This is a genomic window from Streptomyces sp. NPDC056061 (assembly GCF_042266885.1).
Taxonomy (GTDB): Bacteria; Actinomycetota; Actinomycetes; order Streptomycetales; family Streptomycetaceae; genus Streptomyces.
This window is the reverse complement of the sequence record NZ_JBHJWQ010000017.1, coordinates 135,077-153,454: the sequence shown is the minus strand read 5'-3', so window position 1 is coordinate 153,454 and position 18,378 is coordinate 135,077. Positions and strand designations below refer to the sequence as shown.

Here is an 18,378-nt window from a genome sequence, read left to right as displayed (position 1 = left end):
AGCCATGACAGCGACGACCGACGGAAGCACCGGGTCCGTGAATCCCCGTGCAGCCGCGGCCAGCAATCCGACCGACACGACCCTCGCCGCGGACGATGTGCTCAAGTCCGCGCGGTACGCCGCGGAGCGCTCGGTGGAGCACCTCCTCGGCAGGCAGGACGAGCAGGGCTGGTGGAAGGGCGACCTCGCCACCAACGTCACGATGGACGCCGAGGACCTGCTGCTCCGTCAATTCCTCGGAATCCAGGACCCGGCCGTCGTGGAGGCGGCCGGCCGCTTCATCCGCGGCGAACAGCGCGGCGACGGCACCTGGGCCACCTTCCACGGCGGGCCCGGCGAGCTCTCCGCCACCATCGAGGCGTATGTGGCCCTGCGACTGGCCGGGGACGGGCCGGACGAACCGCACATGGCCCGCTCCGCACGCTGGATCAGGGAGCGGGGCGGCATCGCCGAGAGCCGCGTCTTCACCCGCATCTGGCTCGCCCTCTTCGGCTGGTGGAGCTGGGAGGACCTGCCGGAGCTCCCGCCCGAGCTGATGTTCTTCCCCAAGTGGGTTCCGCTCAACATCTACGAATTCGGCTGCTGGGCGCGCCAGACCATCGTGCCGCTCACCGTCGTCTCGGCGAAGCGGCCGGTGCGCCCGGCCCCGTTCCCGCTCGACGAACTGCACACCGACCCGCGCCGTCCGAACCCGCCCCGGCGTGCCGCACCCGCCGCCAGTTGGGACGGGGTCTTCCAGCGCCTCGACAAGGCCCTGCACCTGTACCACCGGGTGGCCCCGCGCCGCCTGCGCCGGATCGCCATGAACGCCGCGGCCCGCTGGATCGTCGAACGCCAGGAGAACGACGGCTGCTGGGGCGGCATCCAGCCGCCCGCCGTGTACTCCATCATCGCCCTGCACCTGCTCGGCTACGATCTGGACCACCCGGTGATGCGGGCGGGCCTCGCCTCGCTCGACCGGTTCGCCGTCCGGCGCGAGGACGGTGCCCGGATGATCGAGGCATGTCAATCCCCGGTCTGGGACACCTGCCTGGCCACCATCGCCCTGGCCGACGCGGGGGTGAGACCCGACCACCCGGCCCTGGTGCGGGCCGCGGACTGGATGCTCGGCGAGGAGATCGACCGGCCCGGTGACTGGGCCGTGCGCCGTCCCCGGCTCCAGCCGGGCGGCTGGGCGTTCGAGTTCCACAACGACAACTACCCGGACATCGACGACACCGCGGAGGTCGTCCTCGCCCTGCGCCGGGTCCGCCACCCCGACGCCTCGCGCATCGAGGCGGCCATCGGGCGCGGCGTGCGCTGGAACCTCGGCATGCAGTCCCGCAACGGGGCCTGGGGCGCGTTCGACGCCGACAACACCAGCCCGTTCCCCAATCGGCTGCCCTTCTGCGACTTCGGCGAGGTCATCGACCCGCCGTCCGCCGACGTCACCGGGCACGTGGTGGAGATGCTCGCCGTCGAGGGACGCTCCGGGCACCCCGCCACCCGGCGCGGCATCGCGTGGCTGCTCGCCGAACAGGATGCCTGCGGCGGCTGGTACGGCCGCTGGGGCGTCAACTACGTCTACGGCACGGGATCGGTGGTGCCCGCCCTGGTCGCCGCCGGACTTCCCGCCGCACACCCGGCGATCCGCCGCGCGGTCGCCTGGCTGGAGTCCGTGCAGAACGACGACGGCGGCTGGGGCGAGGATCTGCGTTCGTACCGCGAGGACAAGTGGATCGGCCACGGCGCCTCCACCGCCTCCCAGACCGCGTGGGCGCTGCTCGCCCTGCTCGCCGCGGGGCGGCGGGACAGCGTGGCGGTGCGCCGGGGAATCGCCTGGCTCACCGACACCCAGCGGGCCGACGGTTCCTGGGACGAGCCGTACTTCACCGGCACCGGCTTTCCCTGGGACTTCTCCATCAACTACCACCTCTACCGGCAGGTCTTCCCGCTCACCGCACTCGGGAGGTATGTGTACGGCGAACCGTTCGCCGACCGCACGGCCGGCCGCAAGGGCGCCTGATGGGCGATGGTCCAGGGCACGCCGGTCCCGCGACCCCGCTGCTGATCGCCTGCGCGCTGGGGATCGAACAGTTCGCCCTGCGCAGCGGCAGGCGGAGGGCCGGCGCGGCTCCCGGCCCGGTGACCGTTCTCCGCACGGGCATGGGCCCCAGGGCGACCGAGGCAGCCGTGTCGCGGGCACTCGGCCGGGACCGGGCGCCCGGCACCGCGGTCCTCGCCTCCGGCTTCTGCGCCGGGCTGTCACCCGGCATGCACCCCGGCGACCTGGTCGTCGCCGACGAGACCCGGGGCGCCGGTGCCCCGACGCCCTGCACCGGCACGGGGCTGCTCGCCGAAGCCCTCGCCCGGGTGGTGCCCGGCCGCACTGTCCACATCGGCCCGCTGACCGGCTCCGCCCATGTCGTGCACGGGCAGGAGCGGGCCGAGCTGCTGGCCGCCGGAGCCATCGCGGTGGACATGGAGTCCGCCGCCACCCTCGACGCGGCCCTGCGGTCCGGGCCGCGCCCGGTCGCCGCCGTACGGGTGATCGTGGACGCTCCGGAGCACGAGCTCATCCGTATCGGCACGATACGCGGTGGAATATCGGCTTTCCGTGTTCTCCGTGCCGTCCTGCCGGCTTTCTATGAATGGCACCGATCCTTGCTGCTCCCCAGGAGGTGAGCCAGATGGCCATGCCGCTCCGTCAGTCCATCAAGGTTGCGACGTATCTGATGGAACAGAAGCTCCGCAAGCGGGACAAGTTCCCGCTCATCGTGGAACTGGAGCCGTTGTTCGCCTGCAATCTCGCGTGCGAGGGCTGCGGGAAGATCCAGCATCCGGCAGGAGTGCTGAAGCAGCGCATGCCGGTCGCCCAGGCGGTGGGCGCCGTCCTCGAATCGGGTGCCCCGATGGTCTCCATCGCCGGTGGCGAGCCGTTGATGCATCCGCAGATCGACGAAATCGTCCGGCAATTGGTGGCGCGGAAGAAATACGTGTTCCTCTGCACCAATGCCATGCTGCTGCGGAAGAAGATCGAGAAATTCACGCCCTCCCCGTTCTTCGCCTTCGCCGTGCACATCGACGGACTGCGCGAGCGGCACGACGAGTCCGTCGCCAAGGAAGGCGTCTTCGACGAGGCGGTGGCGGCGATCAAGGAGGCCAAGCGGCGCGGTTTCCGGGTCACCACGAACTCCACCTTCTTCAACACCGACACCCCGCAGACCGTCATCGAGGTCCTCAACTACCTCAACGACGAACTGAAGGTCGACGAGATGATGATCTCGCCCGCCTACGCGTACGAGAAGGCGCCCGACCAGGAGCACTTCCTCGGTGTCGAGCAGACCCGCGAACTGTTCAAGAAGTCGTTCGCGGGCGGCAACCGGCGGCGCTGGCGGCTGAACCACTCGCCGCTCTTCCTGGACTTCCTGGAGGGCCGGGCGGACTTCCCCTGCACCGCGTGGGCCATCCCGAACTACTCGCTCTTCGGCTGGCAGCGGCCCTGCTACCTGATGAGCGACGGATACGTGCCCACGTATCGCGAACTCATCGAGAAGACCGACTGGGACAAGTACGGCCGCGGCAAGGACCCGCGGTGCGCCAACTGCATGGCGCACTGCGGCTACGAGCCCACCGCCGTCCTCGCCACCATGGGATCACTGAAGGAGTCCCTGCGCGCCGCGCGCGACACCGTCTCGGGGAACCGCTGACACACGGCCGGCCGCCGGGGAACCGGCCGTCGGCCCGGGGCAGGGAGGACGCGGGAACCCCGTCGGGGGGTTCCCGCCGTCACCGTGAGCCGATCAGGACCGGAGAGGGGGCCGGGCGTGACGATTCCCGACAGCATCCGGGGGTCGCACGATCTTTGGGCGGCGGACCGCGAGGAGCCGACGGACATTCGGACTCGTCCCGGTCGGGACCGCCGGACGGACCGGCGCCGATCCGGACACCGGGCGAACGGCACGACGGAGCGAGGAGAGCGAGGAGAGCGTGGGATGAAGGACGACGGACCCAGGGGTTTCGACCTGGCACAGCTTCTCGCGGAGCGCGGCGCCGAGCGCTACGAACTGCACACCAGGCACCTCAACCACCAACTGCCCCGGATGCTCCGCACGATCGGCTTCGACAAGGTCTACGAACGGGCCGAGGGCGCGTACTTCTGGGACGAGGAGGGCAACGACTACCTCGACATGCTCGCCGGATTCGGCGTGATGGGCCTCGGTCGCCACCACCCCGTCGTGCGCAGGGCGCTGCACGACGTCCTCGACGCCTCGCTCGCCGACCTGACCCGCTTCGACTGCCAGCCGCTGCCCGGACTGCTCGCCGAGCGCCTGCTCGCGCACAGCCCGCACCTGGACCGGGTCTTCTTCGGCAACAGCGGCACGGAGGCCGTGGAGACCGCGCTGAAGTTCGCCCGGTACGCCACCGGCCGCCCCAGGATCCTCTACTGCTCCCATGCCTTCCACGGGCTGACGACCGGCTCGCTCTCGGTCAACGGCGAGAGCGGATTCCGGGACGGCTTCGCCCCGCTGCTGCCGGACACCGCCGTCGCGCTCGGCGACCTCGACGCGCTGGCGCGGGAGCTGCGGCGCGGCGACGTCGCCGCGTTGGTCGTCGAGCCGATCCAGGGCAAGGGCGTCCATGCCGCGCCGCCCGGCTACCTGCGGGACGCGCAGGGGCTGCTGCACCGGCACGGGGCGCTGCTGATCGCCGACGAGGTGCAGACCGGCCTCGGCCGGACCGGGGACTTCTACGCGTACCAGCACGAGGAGGGCGTCGAGCCCGACCTGGTCTGCGTCGCGAAGGCCCTCTCCGGCGGCTACGTGCCGGTCGGGGCGACGCTCGGCAGGGACTGGATCTTCAAGAAGGTCTACTCCTCGATGGACCGGGTCCTGGTCCACTCCGCGAGCTTCGGTTCCAACGCCCAGGCGATGGCGGCGGGGCTCGCGGTCCTCGCGGTGATGGAGGACGAGGAGATCGTCGCGGGCGCCCGCCGTACCGGTGATCTGCTGCGTGAACGGCTCGCCGCGCTGGTCGACCGGTACGAGCTGTTGCACGAGGTGCGCGGGCGTGGGCTGATGATCGGCATCGAGTTCGGCAGGCCGTCGTCGTGGAGGCTGCGCAGCCGCTGGGCGATGCTGCAGGCGGCCCGCAAGGGCCTCTTCGCGCAGATGGTGGTGGTGCCCCTGCTCCGCGAGCACCGCATCCTCACCCAGGTCTCGGGCGACCACCTGGAAGTGATCAAGCTGATTCCGCCCCTGGTGATCGGGGAGCCGGAGGTCGACCGGTTCGTCACGGCGTTCACCGCGGTGATGGACGACGCCCACAGCGGCGGCGGGCTGATGTGGGACTTCGGGCGGACCTTGGTGAAACAGGCAGTCGCCCACCGCTGACCGCACGGCGGGGTGGCGCGGACGAGATCTTTTGCCTCACAGGCAAGGGATTTGCCTGTGAGGAAAGATTTTGGCTCAATGGAGTCATGAACACTCCAGACGGAGCGGTGGCCGACGAGCTGCCCGAGGTCGCGCCGAGGCTGCGCGACCTGCGTCGGGGCCGCGGTCTCACCCTGGAGGCCGCCGCCCAGCGGGCCGGGCTGTCGCCCGCCCATCTCTCCCGGCTCGAAACGGGCCGTCGGCAGCCCTCGCTGCCGATGCTGCTCGGTCTTGCCAGGATCTACGGTACGACGGTCTCCGAGCTGCTCGGCGAGACACCCCCCGAACGGGAGGCGATCATCCGCGGCGGAGCGTTCGAGGGCGCCGAGGCCGATGGCTGGCTGTACCAACGGACCGGTGGCTCCGGCCGGGCGATGCAGGCACTGCGCGTCCGGGTGCTGTACGGCGCGCAGAGCGACCTGGTGCGGGTGCACCCCGGCGAGGAGTGGCTGTACGTGCTCGCAGGCCACTTGCGGGTCACGCTCGGGGACACCCTGCACGATCTCGCCCCGGGCGACAGCGCGCACTTCGACTCGCTCACCCCGCACCGGATCTCCGCCGTCGACCGTGACGGCGCCGAACTCCTCTTCGTCCACACCCTGCTGCAGAGCCCCGCCGCCGAGCTGTGCCTCGGCGGCGGCATCCACCGTCACTGAGACCGGCTCGCGGCCGGTCACCAGAGAGGACTGTCATGTCCGATTCGGAAAACTTCGACCCGCTCGGGTCGACCAAGAAGTACGAGGCCCAGGAGCGGAAGTTCCCGCGCGGCGTGGTGATCCGGCTGTTCGCGTATCTCATCGCCGGACATGTCTTCGCGGCCTTCCTCTACCTGCTGTTCGCGGTGGCCGGCAAGGGCTGACCGCCGTCGCCGCGGACGGCTGACGTCAGACCGTGTCGAGCAGCCGGTCGCGCAGCCGCTCACGGGTCCCGGCGGTGAGACCCAGGCCCTCGGACAGATAGCGCTCCGTACTGCCCCAGGTCTCCTCCATGGTGGTGAAGGCGGCGGAGAGGTAGTCCGCGTGGGCGCCGAAGAGCGGATTGAGCAGTTCCAGCACCTCGGCGGACATGCCGTCCGCCGAGGTGTCGTTGCGACGGATCCGGTACCGGCGGTGCGCGTCGTTGGACTTCAGGTAGTCGGCCTCGATGGCTTCGCGCTCGACGCCGACCGCGAGCAGGGACACGGCGATCGACAGCCCGGCCCGGTCCTTGCCCGCGGCGCAGTGCATCAGCGCCGGGACGCTGTCCTCGGCAAGGGCGTGCAGCACCCTGCTGTGCTCGGCGGTGCGCTCCAGGACGATCGAACGGTACGAGGCGATCATCCGGTTCACCCCCTTGCCGTCGGCGAGGAGCGAGCGCAACTGGTCGAGGTCGCCGTCGCGCACCATCCGCCAGAACTCGGCGCCGTCGGCCGGGTCGGAGAGCGGAATGCTCAGGTTGCGAACGCCCGGCAGCTCCACGTCGAGACCGTCGAGTCGGCGGTCGGCCGCATTGCGGAAGTCGAAGATCGTGTGCAGCCCGAGACCGCCGAGGAAGGCGGTGTCCTCGGCCGTGGCGTGCGCGAGGTGCCCGCTGCGGAAGAGCCTGCCGTACCGCACCCGCCGTCCGTCCGCGGTGGGCAGTCCGCCCACGTCGCGGAAATTGCGGACGCCCGCCAGTTCGGGTTCCGTCGACGGGATCTGCGGCTGCTGCGGCACGGTGACTCCTGGGGTGTCTGGCGTCGACGCGAGTCGCCGACAAGGCCACCCCCGCGACGATACGACATCGGTTCCTCAGGCAATCATCTCGTCCCATTCCCTGTCGAGACCCCGGCCAATTCCCGTGCCGCGGCCGTGAGTCCGTCGGTGGATCACTCGCCGCAACCGTTGCCCCGCCGACGGCGATGGTCGATGATGTGCGGAACTGTTGGAATGTGGGGATGCGATGATCGAGACGGGCGACACCGGCCGGACCTGGCTGCTCACCGGGGCGAGCAGCAGCTACGCACTACAGCTCACGGAGCGGGACGAACTCGTCCATCTGCACTGGGGGCCGCAGATCTCCCTCGCGGCGGCCGAAGCCCTGGCCGCCGCGCCTCAGCCGCCGCCCAGGGGGTTCGAGTCCGCGCTCGACGGCCGCGAGGAGTATCCCGTCGAGGGCGGCCCCCGGTTCGTGCGCCCGGCTCTGTCGGTACGCACCGAGGAGGTCCGCGGCACCGAGTGGGTCCTCGCCGGTGCCGCGGTGGACGGTGACGAGCTGCGGATCGGTTTCACCGACCCGGTGCACCGGCTCGCCCTCGACCTGCACTACCGGATGCGGGACGACTCCGACGTGATCGAGCGCTGGGCCACCGTCGCCCACACCGGGCCGGACGGACCGCCGCTGGAACTGCTGCGCGCCGACGCCGCCGCCTGGACGCTGCCCGCCCGGGACGGCTGGCGGATGAGCCGGCTGCACGGCCGATGGGCGGCGGAGACACAGATCGCCCGGACGGAGCTGACCTACGGCGAGAGCGTCATCTCCAGCAGGCGCGGCCACACCGGGCACCAGCACCTGCCCTGGGTGGCCCTGGACGCGGACGGCACGGCCACCGAGGAGCACGGCGAGGTCTACGGCTGCGCGCTCGGCTGGTCCGGATCGTGGCGGATCTCCGTACAGCAACTCCCCGACGGGATCGTGCAGATCACCGGAGGAGCCGGCCACGACGACGCGGGACTGCTGCGGCTCGCGCCGGGGGAGTCGTACACCACCCCCGTCTTCGCCGGCCTGTGGAGCGGGGCGGGCTTCGGCGGGGCGAGTCGCGCCTGGCACGCCTGGCAACTGGCCCACGTCGTCCCGGACGCGGAGCGGTTGCGACCGGTGCTCTACAACTCCTGGGAGGCGACCGGATTCGACATCTCGCAGGACCAGCAACGCGCCCTGGCCGAGCGCGCGGCCGCCATGGGAGTCGAACTGTTCGTCGTGGACGACGCCTGGTTCGGGCGGCGCACCGACGACCGGGCCGGTCTCGGGGACTGGACGCCGAATCCGGACCGCTTCCCCGCCGGGTTGAAACCGCTCGCCGACGAAGTGCACGGCCTCGGTATGCAGTTCGGCATCTGGGTCGAACCGGAAATGGTCAACCCCGACAGCGATCTTTATCGCGCGCATCCCGACTGGGTTCAGCATTTCCCGGGGCGTACGCGGACCGAGTTCCGTCATCAACTGGTTCTCAATCTCGCCCGGAACGATGTGCGCGAGTATCTGTGGGAACAACTGGACGCCCTGCTGACCAGTGCTCCGATCGACTATGTGAAATGGGACTTCAACCGCAGTTTCACGGACGCCGGCTGGCCCGGTGAGGAGTATGCGCAGAAACTCTGGGTCGAGCATGTCGACGGCCTCTACGCGTTGATCGACCGATTGCGGGCCGCGCATCCCTCGGTGGCGTTCGAATCCTGCTCGGGCGGCGGCGGCCGGGTCGACCTGGGCATTCTCTCCCGTACCGACCAGGTGTGGACCTCGGACAACACCGATCCGCTCGACCGCCTCGTCATCCAGGAGGGCTTCAGTCAGATCCATCCGGCCCGGGTGATGGCCGCCTGGGTCACCGACAGCCCGAACGTGCAGCTCAACGACCGGGTCAGCTCGCTGCGCTTCCGCTTCGTGAGCGCGATGGCCGGGGTGCTCGGCGTGGGCGGGGACCTCACCGAGTGGAGCGCGGAGGAACTGGCCGAGGCGCGGAGCTGGGTGGACCTCTACAAGGAGATCCGGCCGCACGTGCAGCGCGGGGCGCTGTACCGGCTGCGCGCCCCGCGCGGCGGTCTGAGCGCGGTGCAGTACGTCCACGGCGAGGAGACCGTGGTCCTGGTGTGGCTGGAGGCGCAGCGGTACGGCGAACGGCCGCCGGCCCTGCGGCTGCGCGGACTCGACCCGACGGCGACGTACACCTGCCTGGACACGGGTGCGGTGCACCACGGTTCGGTGCTGCTCCACCAGGGCCTGCACACGGGCCTGCGGGGGGACCTCGACGCGCGGGTGCTGAGGCTGCGGCGCGCGTGACCTCCCGCCGCCCTCTCCGCGGTGTCCGTAATGGGCATTTTGGTGGCTTATGTGGTGAATGATCCCGTCGAGGGTTTCGTGCTCGTGAGCGGGATCATATCCGTGACCGTACGTGCCGGCGGGCGCGTCGCGTATTCCCCGTGCGGTGCGGAAATTCAAGATCCGTAATCCACGGAGGGTGACCGGAATTCCGCGCCGAATTCACGGCGCGGAATCCGTCGCGGAATCGACGGCTTGTTCTCGTCGTCCCGATTCGCTTACGGTCACCGTCATTCCGGACGGACCGCCCAATCCTGCCGCCGACCGGATATCGCACCCACTCATCGTGTGGCAGGAGCGGGGGAACCAGGTAGTCCGCCGAACGGAGAAATCCGGTCGGCTCGGGGTGAAGTCGCGCACCGCGCGACCGGGCATCTCCAGCCCGAACCCGACAGCTCACCTCGCAGGCGCCGGAGAGGAAGCACGTCATGCCCATTTCGGGTAAGCACCGTCGTATCAGGACCGGCGCCGTCGCCCGCGGTGTCGCCGCGGTGAGCGCCGGCGGCGCCGTCATCGCGCTGCCGCTGCTCGGTGCCACCGGCGCCCACGCCGCCGAACAAGCGGCCCCGGCCTCCGCCGCGCACACCGCCCCGGCCCGTCCGGCTGCCCAGGCGCAGGCCGCCACGACGTATTCCGTCGTCGCGGGCGACTACCTGTCGAAGATCGCCGCCGAGCACAAGGTCGACGGCGGCTGGCAGAAGCTGTACCAGGACAACCGCGCGGTCGTCGGCGACGACCCGAGCCTGATCTTCCCGGGCATGAAGCTGACGCTCGGCGCCGAGGTCTCCGGCACCTCCGCGCCCGCCGGCGCGGGCGCGGGCTCCTCGCTCCCGTCGAAGGTCCCCACGGCGCCGTCGGCGGTCGTCGAGAAGTCCGCCCCGGCCAAGACCGCGTCGGCCGCCAAGCCCCTGACGGTCACGGAGGCGAAGACGTCTGCCCCGGCCGCCGGGAGCAGCGCCTCCGGTTACGTCCACCCCGTTCCCGGCAACCACACCACCGGGTACCGCGCGTCCGGCTCCAACTGGTCCAGCGGCAGCCACACCGGGATCGACTTCCCCGTCTTCACCGGCACCGGCGTGAAGGCCATCACCTCCGGCACCGTCGTCACCGCCGGCTGGGGCGGCGCGTACGGCAACCAGGTCGTCATCAAGCACGCGGACGGCCGCTACTCCCAGTACGGCCACCTGTCCTCGATCTCGGTCTCGGCGGGCCAGTCCGTGGGCGCCGGTCAGCAGATCGGTCTCTCCGGTTCCACCGGCAACGCCACCGGTCCGCACCTGCACTTCGAGGTCCGCACCGGCCCGGCGTACGGCTCGGACATCAACCCGATCGCCTACCTCGCGGCGCACGGCATCTACGTCTGATCCGAGCGGCCGGACGGCCGAAGTGACCGGGGGCGACCCGGGCGAGACCGAAGGGGCGGTGCGCGGCGGCGCACCGCCCCTTCCGCTCACGACCCGAGGGGCGAGAGGAGGCGGGCTCTCGATGCCCCGCGACTGCGCCTCCCGGGTCGCCGGTCGTGAGGCCACCCTCTATTGCCCCAGGCCCTATTCCCTCGTCGCGGGCACTGACCGGGTGGTTTATCTCACCACCCGTCAACCCCTTATTACGGTCGCGTAGGTCACATTCGTCGGTGCAGGATAAGCCCTTGTGGCAGACGATTCGAGAAACAACCAACGTGACGTCAACGACCGACAGGACGTCATCGGGTCGTACGCGGCGATCGGCGACAGCTTCACCGAGGGAGTCGGAGACCCCGGCCCGGACGGGACCTACGTCGGCTGGGCGGACCGTTTCGCGGTACTCCTCGCGGACCAGCTCCCGGAACCCGACGCGGCGACGCACCCCGAAGGCCCCACGCACGCGGACTTCAGGTACGCCAACCTCGCCGTACGCGGACGCCTCCTCGACCAGATCGTCGAGGAGCAGGTGCCGCGCGCCAAGGAACTGGCACCCGACCTGGTGACCTTCTGCGCGGGTGGCAACGACATCATCAGGCCCGGCACCGACCCGGACGACGTGGCCGAGCGCTTCGAACGCGCGGTCGCCGAACTGGCCCGGTCGGTCGGCACGGTCATGGTCACCACCGGCTTCGACACCCGCGGCGTTCCTGTGCTGCGCCACCTGCGCGGCAAGATCGCCACGTACACCGCCCATGTGCGGGCCATCGCCGACCGCTACGACTGCCCCGTTCTCGACCTGTGGTCGCTGCGGTCCGTCCAGGACCGGCGTGCCTGGGACGACGACCGGCTCCACCTGTCCCCCGAAGGACACACCCGGGTCGCGCTGCGCGCTGCTCAGGTCCTCGGGCTGGAGGTGCCGGCCGACCCGGACCAGGCGTGGCCCCCGCAGGACCGGCGCGGCACGCTCGAAGTGCGCCGCGACGACATCCACTGGGCGCGCGAGTACCTGGTTCCGTGGATCGGCCGACGGCTGCGCGGCGAGTCCTCCGGCGACCACGTCGAGGCGAAGCGACCGGACCTGCTTCCGCTCTGAGGGGCGTTCCGGCAGGCCGCGGGCACGCGCCCGCGGATGCCGTCCGTCGGCACGACGCTCCCGCCCGCCGGGCCGGTCCCGGGGGCGGGACCGGCCCGGCAGTGCTCAGGCGGGTCCGGCGGGCGCCGGTATCCGCTCCAGCACCCCGCCTGCGAACACGTCGTACAGCGGCAGTGTCTCCAGGTGCACATAGCCGATGTGGCAGTCGCACGCGGCCAGCGGACACGCGCGCGGCGCGAGCGCTCGACGGTAGCTCCCGTCGTAGAGGTTGCCGAGCTCCGCCGGGACGAAATGGCAGCGCCGCACCGTTCCGTCGCCGTCGACCGAGATCACCGACTCGCCCGTCCGGCAGGGCAGACCGGCCGAGCGGTGCGGATGCCGGCTGTACGGGAAGAGCGGATCGAGGGCCGTCCAGCGATCCGCCTCCCGGTCCGTGTAGGTGTGCCCCTCCGCGGCGTTCACCCAGAGGTAGACCTCCTCCGGAAGGGCGGCGCGCAGCCGCCGCGCCTCGTCGAGATGCTCGTCGAGCCCGACCACACCGACACTGTGGCGAATGCCGAGCGCCGACAGCTCCCGGCACTTGCCCAGGAACCGCTCGTACGGCGTCTGCCCCGGGTGGTACGTGCACCAGAGCGCGATCTTCTCCCGTCCGGCGCCACCCGCCTCGGCCAGCCACCCGGTACGGCTGCTGAGATTGGTCTGGATCGCGACCCGGCCGACGTGCGGCAGCTGCGCCAGCTCCACCAGCGCACGGCGGTACCAGGAGCGGACGAGCCCCTCGCCCCACGGCGTGAACAGCACCGAGATCCGGTCGCCGGTCTGCGCCGACACCCACGCGGTGAACCGCTCCAGCGCCGCCCGGTCGGCTCGCAACTGCTCCGGGCTGTCGCGCCGCTTGGCGAACGGGCAGTACGGACAGTCGTAGTCGCAGGACGCGAGCGGGCCCCGGTAGAGGATGGTCAGGTCCATGGTGCGCTCACTTCAGCTCGTACGCGGCCATCGAGGCCCGGACGCGGGGGGAGAAGAGTTCTGGGCCCAGCGCGTCGGAATGGGCGAGGCCCTCCGGGGAGAGCCGGAGCAGGCCGGAGGCCCCGGCCGCCGCGTCGAGCCAGCCGCGCTCCTCGAACCGGGCAAGCTCGGCGGGGAAGTCGTCGGCGGGGGCACTGCCGAACCGTTCCCGGTAGTCGGCCAGGCACAGCCCCTCCGCCTGGAGGACCGACTGCAGGAGGTGGCGCCGCCGGGCCTCGTCGCCGTCGACGTACCGCCCGACCTCGGCGCGGGAGAAGTCCTCGGCGGCGGTGTAGCCGTCGATGATCGCCCGCACCTCGCGCATCTCCACCGCGTAGTCGAAGGAATAGTGCAACCGGCTGGTGTACGAGCGGGCCCCGCACCCCAGCCCGATCATGCCGTCGGTCTGGCAGGCGTAGTCGTCGGCGCCGTCCGTGCGGGGCGCGTCGGCGCGGCGGAACATCCGCATCGACACCTGCTCGTAGCCGTGGGCGAGGAGATGGTCCCGGCCCGCGCGGTACAGCCGCAGCCGCTGCTCGTCCCACGCGGCGTCCGCCGCCTCCTCCCCGTCCGTCCCGAGTCTTCCGAGGCCGGTCAGCGGGCGGACGTACAACGGGTAGAGGTACAGCTCCTCCGGCCGCCACCGCAATGCCGCGTCCAGCGATGTGCGCCAGCTGTCCTCGGTCTGGCCGTCGATGCCGTAGATCAGGTCGATGTTGAGGACCGGGAACCCGGCTTCGCGGATCCGGTCCAGCGCCGCGTCCACGTCGGCACGCCGCTGGGGCCGCACGGCGGCACGTGCCTCCGACTCGACGAAGCTCTGCACCCCGATGCTGACCCTGGTCGTGCCCCGGTCGGCGAGCACGGCCAGCCGGTCGGCGGTCGCGGTCGACGGCGATGTCTCGACGGACAGCGGAACGGCCCGCAGGTCGGCGCCCATCCGCTTCTCCGCGATGTCGCAGAGCCGCTCCAACTCCGCCGCGGTCAGGAAGGTGGGCGTGCCCCCGCCGAACGCCGCCGCCGCGAACCGCACCGGACCGTCGTCGCCCAGCGCGTCCCGGACGGCGGTGGCCTGCCGGTCCAGCGCGTCGAGGTACCGGGTCGTCAGCTCGTCGGGGGCGCCGATCCGGGTGAAGAGATTGCAGAAGCCGCAGCGGACCTCGCAGAACGGTATGTGGAGGTAGAGCGAGAGCGCGTCCTTGCGTTCGCCGGCCCACAGCTCGCGCAGCGCGGGCCGCTCCGCGAGCGGCCGGTAGGCCGTCTTGTGCGGATAGGCGTAGACGTAGCTCTGGTACGGGCGGACGGCCCTCGCGGCCGTCGTGGTGCGAGTCATGACGCGGTGGCCCCCGGTTCCAGGAAGAAGTGCGCGTACGGGACCGTCCACACGGACTCGTGGCCGATCCGGTGACCGGTGTAGCCGTCGTCCCCGTACGCGGTGCCGTGGTCCGAACAGACGACGGCGAAGCAGCGGCGGCGGCTGCCGGCGGCGGCGAAGAGGCGGCCGATGTGGGCGTCGACGTACTCCAGGGCCGCCGCATGCGTCTCGCGCGAATCGCCCGCCTCGCGCGTGGCCCCCGGCAGGTGGAACCAGTTGGGCTGGTGCAGTGCGGAGACGTTCACGAAGAGGAACAGCCGCTGCTCCGCGGGGAGACCGGCGACGACCTGCTCGGCGCGGGTCACCTGCGCCTCGAAGGAGGTCGGCGAGGCGACACCGAATTCCGGCTCCCAGTGGCTCTCCCGGAACAGGCCCGGCAGAACCGATCCCAGCGGCCCCTGCCGGTTGAAGAACCCCACGCCGCCGATGCACACCGTGTGGTATCCGGCCGCGGCGAGGCCGGACGGCAGATCGGGGGTGTCGAAGACGAAGGTGCCCGACGCCGTGGACTCGCTGCCCGCGAATCGGGCCGCGAACAGCCGGGGATGCGGTCCCGGACCCGCCGGTGTCGGCAGGAACCCGGCGAACATCGCCTGGTGGGAGGCGTAGGTGAAACTGCCGGGCGCATGCCGCTTCTCCCAGACGCCGCCCGGCAGATGACGTGCCAGGTGGGGGATGCGTCCGGCGGCCGCGAGCTCCGTCGCCACGTCGTGGCGCAACGTGTCGAGGGTGACGAACAGCAGATCATGACTGCCCACCACCTCGCTCATGTCGGGGTTCTCGCACGTGCCGGGGGTGTCGTCCCCGACCGGGGGCTCGGCGGACACGATGTCAGTGAATGGCGGTTGCACGGGGGTTCCTTGCTCTGTTCAGTACGGCGGCGACCTGCGCCGCGTAGGTGTCCAGCCCCTCGGCGCCGCCGCCGGGAAGGCCGGTCAGCCGCGGCAGCAGGTCACCGAAGGCGTTGACCTCGCAGACCGCGAAGCGCCGGAGGTCGGACGAGGGCAGCAGATCGACGCCCACGCACAGCGTGTTCGGGAAGCACGCCGCGGCGCGTTCGCACACGGCGAGGGCCTCGGCCCAGTCGCCGCCCGCGGCCCGGACGGCCGCACGGAAGTCGTCGAGACTGCCGCGCGTGCCGCCGAGGTGGAGATTGGTCATGGGGGAGTGGCTGGTGCGCACGACGGCATGGGTGGCCCGGCCCGCCACCACCACGACCCGCAGATCGGCAGCCCGGCCGTGCCGGGTCGCCTTGGGCAGCCAGCGTTCCACGTGCAGTCCGTCCGGCGCGAGTGCGTCGACGATCGCCGAGACCTCCCGCTCCGTCGTGCAGCGGCGCACCCGCAACGAATTGAAGAGCCGCCCGTCCGCGTCGCGTTCCACCGAAGTGGTGGCCCGCACCCGGCCGGAGCCGTCCGTCTCGACGGCAAGGACCCCCGAGGCGGACGAGCCGTGCGCGAGCTTCACGAAGGCCCTGCGCATGCGGTGCGTCTCCATGCGCTCGCGGACGTCCGCCCAGTCGCGCACCGCGGGAGCCGCCGGGCCCGAGGTCGGTGACGGGGGGACCGGAATCCCCGCACGGTCCAGCACGGCGTGGCACAGCCGCTTGTCGAAGAGCACGGCGATGTCGCCGGGGGCGTCGAGCAGCACGGCACCGGACTCGCCCGCCGCGCGTGCGACCGACCGCACGGCCGCGGTGAACCGGGCGTACCAGAGGGCCGTTCCCTCCACCCTGGTCGGGTCGTCGACCGCTCGCAGCCGCCGTTCCACCTCGGTGTCCTCGCCCGGTGAGTCGACACGGACGGTCTCGCCCGGCCGGAAGACCGCCCCGCCGCACAGGACGTCCAGCCAGGGGACGACCCGCGCGGGCGGCAGCCCGGCGGCGCGCACGGCGTCCTGGAAGAGCGCGACCCGGCGGTTGCCGGGCACCCCCACGACGGCGAAGCGCGTCGCCGGACCGGACGGCTCCGGACTATTCGCTGACGGCGACATAGCGGAATTCGTCCACCTCGGGATCCCAGTCCTCGACCTCGTCGATGTCGCAGTTCACCCGGTCGCCCAGCAGATTCCTCAGACGCTCCACCAATGCCTCGCCGGCGTAGTGGTGATGCAGATCCAGAGAGGCGAGATGGGTGAGCGGCTGGCCGGAGAGCAGCGCCTCGACCCCTTCGTCGCCCAGGGTTCCCATCGCGAGCGAGAGCGACGTCAGCTGCGCCACGACCGGGGCGGAGGCCACCGCGGCCGCGATCTCGTCCTGGATCTCGCTGTTCTGCAGCCCGAGATGGCGCAGCGCGGGGAGCGCCGCACCGGAGAGCAGCGGAGCGAGGTCCTCGACACCGGCGTTCCCGCCGTACTCGGAGGTCCCGAGCCAGAGCTCCAGATGCTCCAGCGCGGGCAGCTCGGACGCACCGACCGCCCGCACGACGTCGGAGGGCAGGCCGCCCGATTCGAACCGCAGCGTTCTGAGCGAGGTGTGCCGCACCGGGCGCAGGTCGAGCCGTGTCCGGTCGCCGTAGTCGTCGCCGCACCCCCGTACGGTCAGCTCCTCCAGCTTCCCGAACGCCTCGACGACCGGGGTGATGTCGGCCATCTCCAGCCAGGACAGCTCGCACTCCTCGCCGACCACGTCGGCGAGGAAGAGCGCGCGCAGGCTCGGAAAGCGGTCCGCGTCGGCGGTCAGCAGGTCGACGACCGGGGCGAAGGACTGGTAGTCGTCCTGCCACCAGGGACCGATCAGCAGGGCCCGTACCTTCGTCGTGTCGACGCTGTCGAGGAAGTGCTTCCACAGAGCGGCGAAGGTCAGGTCGCCCCGCCAGGCGCTCTCCAGCCGCCATGCGACCGTGTCCGCGGCGGGGAGGGGAACGCCGTCCGGATCACCGGGATCCGGCAGGGTCAGGACCGGAAGGCCGTGAAAGGTCTCGGGGTGATCGATGCCGGTCATCGCACCTCACTCCGAGACCGCGGTGTAGCGGCCCTCGGGGCCGCCGTCGTTCCACGGCTTCTCGCGTTCCGACACGTCGACCCGCACGCCGTGGGGCTCCAGGGCCTGGACGACCCGGCGCTCCATGGGCTCGGTCATGAAGTGGTGGTGCAGGTCCAGCCGTTCGAGATGGGTGAGCGGCTGACCGTCCAGCAGCGCCGCCGCGCCCTCGTCGCCCAGTGTGCCGTTCGACAGGTCGAGGACCCGGAGCCGGGCGACGACGGGGGCGGAGGCGACGGCCGTCGCGATCTCGTTCTGCAGCTCGCTGTTGCGCAGGCCGAGGTGCGTGAGCGCGGGGAAACGGGTGCCGGCGAGCAGCGGGGCCAGGTCCGCCACATCGGCGTCGCCGCCGTACGCGGAGACGCCGAGCCAGAGATCGAGCCGCTCCAGCGCGGGCAGCTCGCTGTCCAGAACACCGCGCAGCGCACCCACCGGCAGGCCGCCGGTCTCGATGGTCAGCGCCCGCAGCCGGTCGTGCTTGCAGGCCGGGAACACCAGCTCCGAGCCACCGCGCACGCCCAGCTCCAGCAGGCCGGGGAACGCGTCGAGCAGCGCCGTGACATCGGACTGCTCGATCCAGGAGATTTCGTTCTCCTCCATGGTCATGTCTCCGACGAAGACGGCCTGGAGCGAGGTCAGCCGGTCCGCGGCGGCGGTCACCAGCCCGATCGGATAGGACGAGGTCTCCTCGTACGACTCCCCCCACTGACCGATGATCAGCGCGCGGACCCCGGCGGGGTCGACCCTTTCGAGGAAGGCGTGGAACGCCTCCTCCCAGGTCGTCTCGGACTCGTCGTCGTACGGATCGACCGAGATGCGCCAGGCCGCCGCATCGGCTGCCTGAGCGGGCGTTTCACGCGTCGTGTGCTGGAAGTCGACGGCGGGCAGGCCGAGCAACTCGTGCAAATGGTCCACACCGGACATGGCCCTGTGCTCCTGGTACTGGGGAACGGCTGATGTCCGCAAGGTCTATCAAGCCGCACTGACAACCGCGCGACCGGGGACCGTCCGGCACGTGACCGTCGGGGCCCGCGACGCGGTCACCGGCCGAT

At 71.2% G+C, this 18,378-nt stretch carries 15 protein-coding genes, 1 pseudogene and 1 riboswitch; of the genes and pseudogenes, 9 read left to right on the top strand and 7 right to left on the bottom strand.

What is annotated here, in order from left to right; all coding sequences use genetic code 11:
* The first annotated feature begins 4 nt into the window (after positions 1-4).
* From shc to ACFC79_RS23660, 6 genes are all read left to right on the top strand, one after another.
* Positions 5-2,005 carry a squalene--hopene cyclase gene (gene shc, locus ACFC79_RS23685; RefSeq protein ID WP_376243159.1) on the top strand — a complete coding sequence of 667 codons (2,001 nt, stop codon included), beginning with the start codon at positions 5-7 and terminating at the stop codon, positions 2,003-2,005.
* Entirely contained in the window at positions 2,005-2,664 is a 660-nt protein-coding gene (locus ACFC79_RS23680; RefSeq protein ID WP_376243156.1) for a 1-hydroxy-2-methyl-2-butenyl 4-diphosphate reductase, read from the top strand. Before shc ends, ACFC79_RS23680 begins: the two co-directional genes overlap by 1 nt.
* Positions 2,665-2,669: 5 nt before the next feature.
* Positions 2,670-3,689, top strand: a complete 1,020-nt coding sequence (gene hpnH, locus ACFC79_RS23675; protein WP_376243153.1) for an adenosyl-hopene transferase HpnH — start codon at positions 2,670-2,672, stop codon at positions 3,687-3,689.
* 285 nt (positions 3,690-3,974) lie between these two features.
* Entirely contained in the window at positions 3,975-5,372 is a 1,398-nt protein-coding gene (locus ACFC79_RS23670; RefSeq protein WP_376243150.1) for an aspartate aminotransferase family protein, read from the top strand.
* Between the two features lie 86 nt (positions 5,373-5,458).
* Positions 5,459-6,067 (top strand): helix-turn-helix domain-containing protein, encoded by a 609-nt coding sequence (locus ACFC79_RS23665; RefSeq protein ID WP_376243148.1) that lies wholly within the window; start codon positions 5,459-5,461, stop codon positions 6,065-6,067.
* A 35-nt stretch (positions 6,068-6,102) separates the two neighbouring features.
* Positions 6,103-6,270, top strand: a complete 168-nt coding sequence (locus ACFC79_RS23660; RefSeq protein WP_376243145.1) for a DUF6126 family protein — start codon at positions 6,103-6,105, stop codon at positions 6,268-6,270.
* 25 nt (positions 6,271-6,295) lie between these two features.
* Here the strand turns inward: ACFC79_RS23660 and ACFC79_RS23655 are convergent, their stop codons facing one another.
* Complete coding sequence (locus ACFC79_RS23655) at positions 6,296-7,105, bottom strand: tyrosine-protein phosphatase (RefSeq protein WP_376243143.1); 810 nt, start codon at positions 7,103-7,105, stop codon at positions 6,296-6,298.
* A gap of 226 nt (positions 7,106-7,331) precedes the next feature.
* Between ACFC79_RS23655 and ACFC79_RS23650 the strand changes: the two genes are divergently transcribed.
* The 3 genes from ACFC79_RS23650 to ACFC79_RS23640 all read left to right on the top strand — a co-directional run bounded on the left by ACFC79_RS23650 (position 7,332) and on the right by ACFC79_RS23640 (position 11,963).
* Positions 7,332-9,428, top strand: a complete 2,097-nt coding sequence (locus ACFC79_RS23650; protein ID WP_376243141.1) for an alpha-galactosidase — start codon at positions 7,332-7,334, stop codon at positions 9,426-9,428.
* A gap of 303 nt (positions 9,429-9,731) precedes the next feature.
* Positions 9,732-9,890, top strand: a riboswitch (cyclic di-AMP (ydaO/yuaA leader).
* A 5-nt stretch (positions 9,891-9,895) separates the two neighbouring features.
* Positions 9,896-10,831 carry a peptidoglycan DD-metalloendopeptidase family protein gene (locus ACFC79_RS23645; protein ID WP_376243138.1) on the top strand — a complete coding sequence of 312 codons (936 nt, stop codon included), beginning with the start codon at positions 9,896-9,898 and terminating at the stop codon, positions 10,829-10,831.
* 286 nt (positions 10,832-11,117) lie between these two features.
* Complete coding sequence (locus ACFC79_RS23640) at positions 11,118-11,963, top strand: SGNH/GDSL hydrolase family protein (RefSeq protein WP_376243135.1); 846 nt, start codon at positions 11,118-11,120, stop codon at positions 11,961-11,963.
* A gap of 67 nt (positions 11,964-12,030) precedes the next feature.
* Here the strand turns inward: ACFC79_RS23640 and ACFC79_RS23635 are convergent.
* The 6 genes and pseudogenes from ACFC79_RS23635 to ACFC79_RS23610 all read right to left on the bottom strand — a co-directional run.
* Positions 12,031-12,932, bottom strand: a pseudogene (locus ACFC79_RS23635) (STM4011 family radical SAM protein); the annotation flags it as partial.
* A 7-nt stretch (positions 12,933-12,939) separates the two neighbouring features.
* The gene (locus tag ACFC79_RS23630; RefSeq protein WP_376243132.1) at positions 12,940-14,304 is read right to left on the bottom strand and encodes an STM4012 family radical SAM protein; all 1,365 of its coding nucleotides are present in this window, start codon (positions 14,302-14,304) and stop codon (positions 12,940-12,942) included.
* Positions 14,301-15,116 (bottom strand): STM4013/SEN3800 family hydrolase, encoded by an 816-nt coding sequence (locus ACFC79_RS23625; RefSeq protein WP_376243266.1) that lies wholly within the window; start codon positions 15,114-15,116, stop codon positions 14,301-14,303. The genes ACFC79_RS23630 and ACFC79_RS23625 overlap by 4 nt, the downstream gene beginning before the upstream one ends.
* Positions 15,117-15,177: 61 nt before the next feature.
* The gene (locus ACFC79_RS23620) at positions 15,178-16,338 is read right to left on the bottom strand and encodes an STM4014 family protein (RefSeq protein WP_376243130.1); all 1,161 of its coding nucleotides are present in this window, start codon (positions 16,336-16,338) and stop codon (positions 15,178-15,180) included.
* Positions 16,319-17,287 carry an STM4015 family protein gene (locus ACFC79_RS23615; RefSeq protein WP_376243128.1) on the bottom strand — a complete coding sequence of 323 codons (969 nt, stop codon included), beginning with the start codon at positions 17,285-17,287 and terminating at the stop codon, positions 16,319-16,321. Before ACFC79_RS23615 ends, ACFC79_RS23620 begins: the two co-directional genes overlap by 20 nt.
* A gap of 6 nt (positions 17,288-17,293) precedes the next feature.
* The gene (locus tag ACFC79_RS23610; protein WP_376243126.1) at positions 17,294-18,250 is read right to left on the bottom strand and encodes an STM4015 family protein; all 957 of its coding nucleotides are present in this window, start codon (positions 18,248-18,250) and stop codon (positions 17,294-17,296) included.
* Positions 18,251-18,378: the final 128 nt, after the last annotated feature.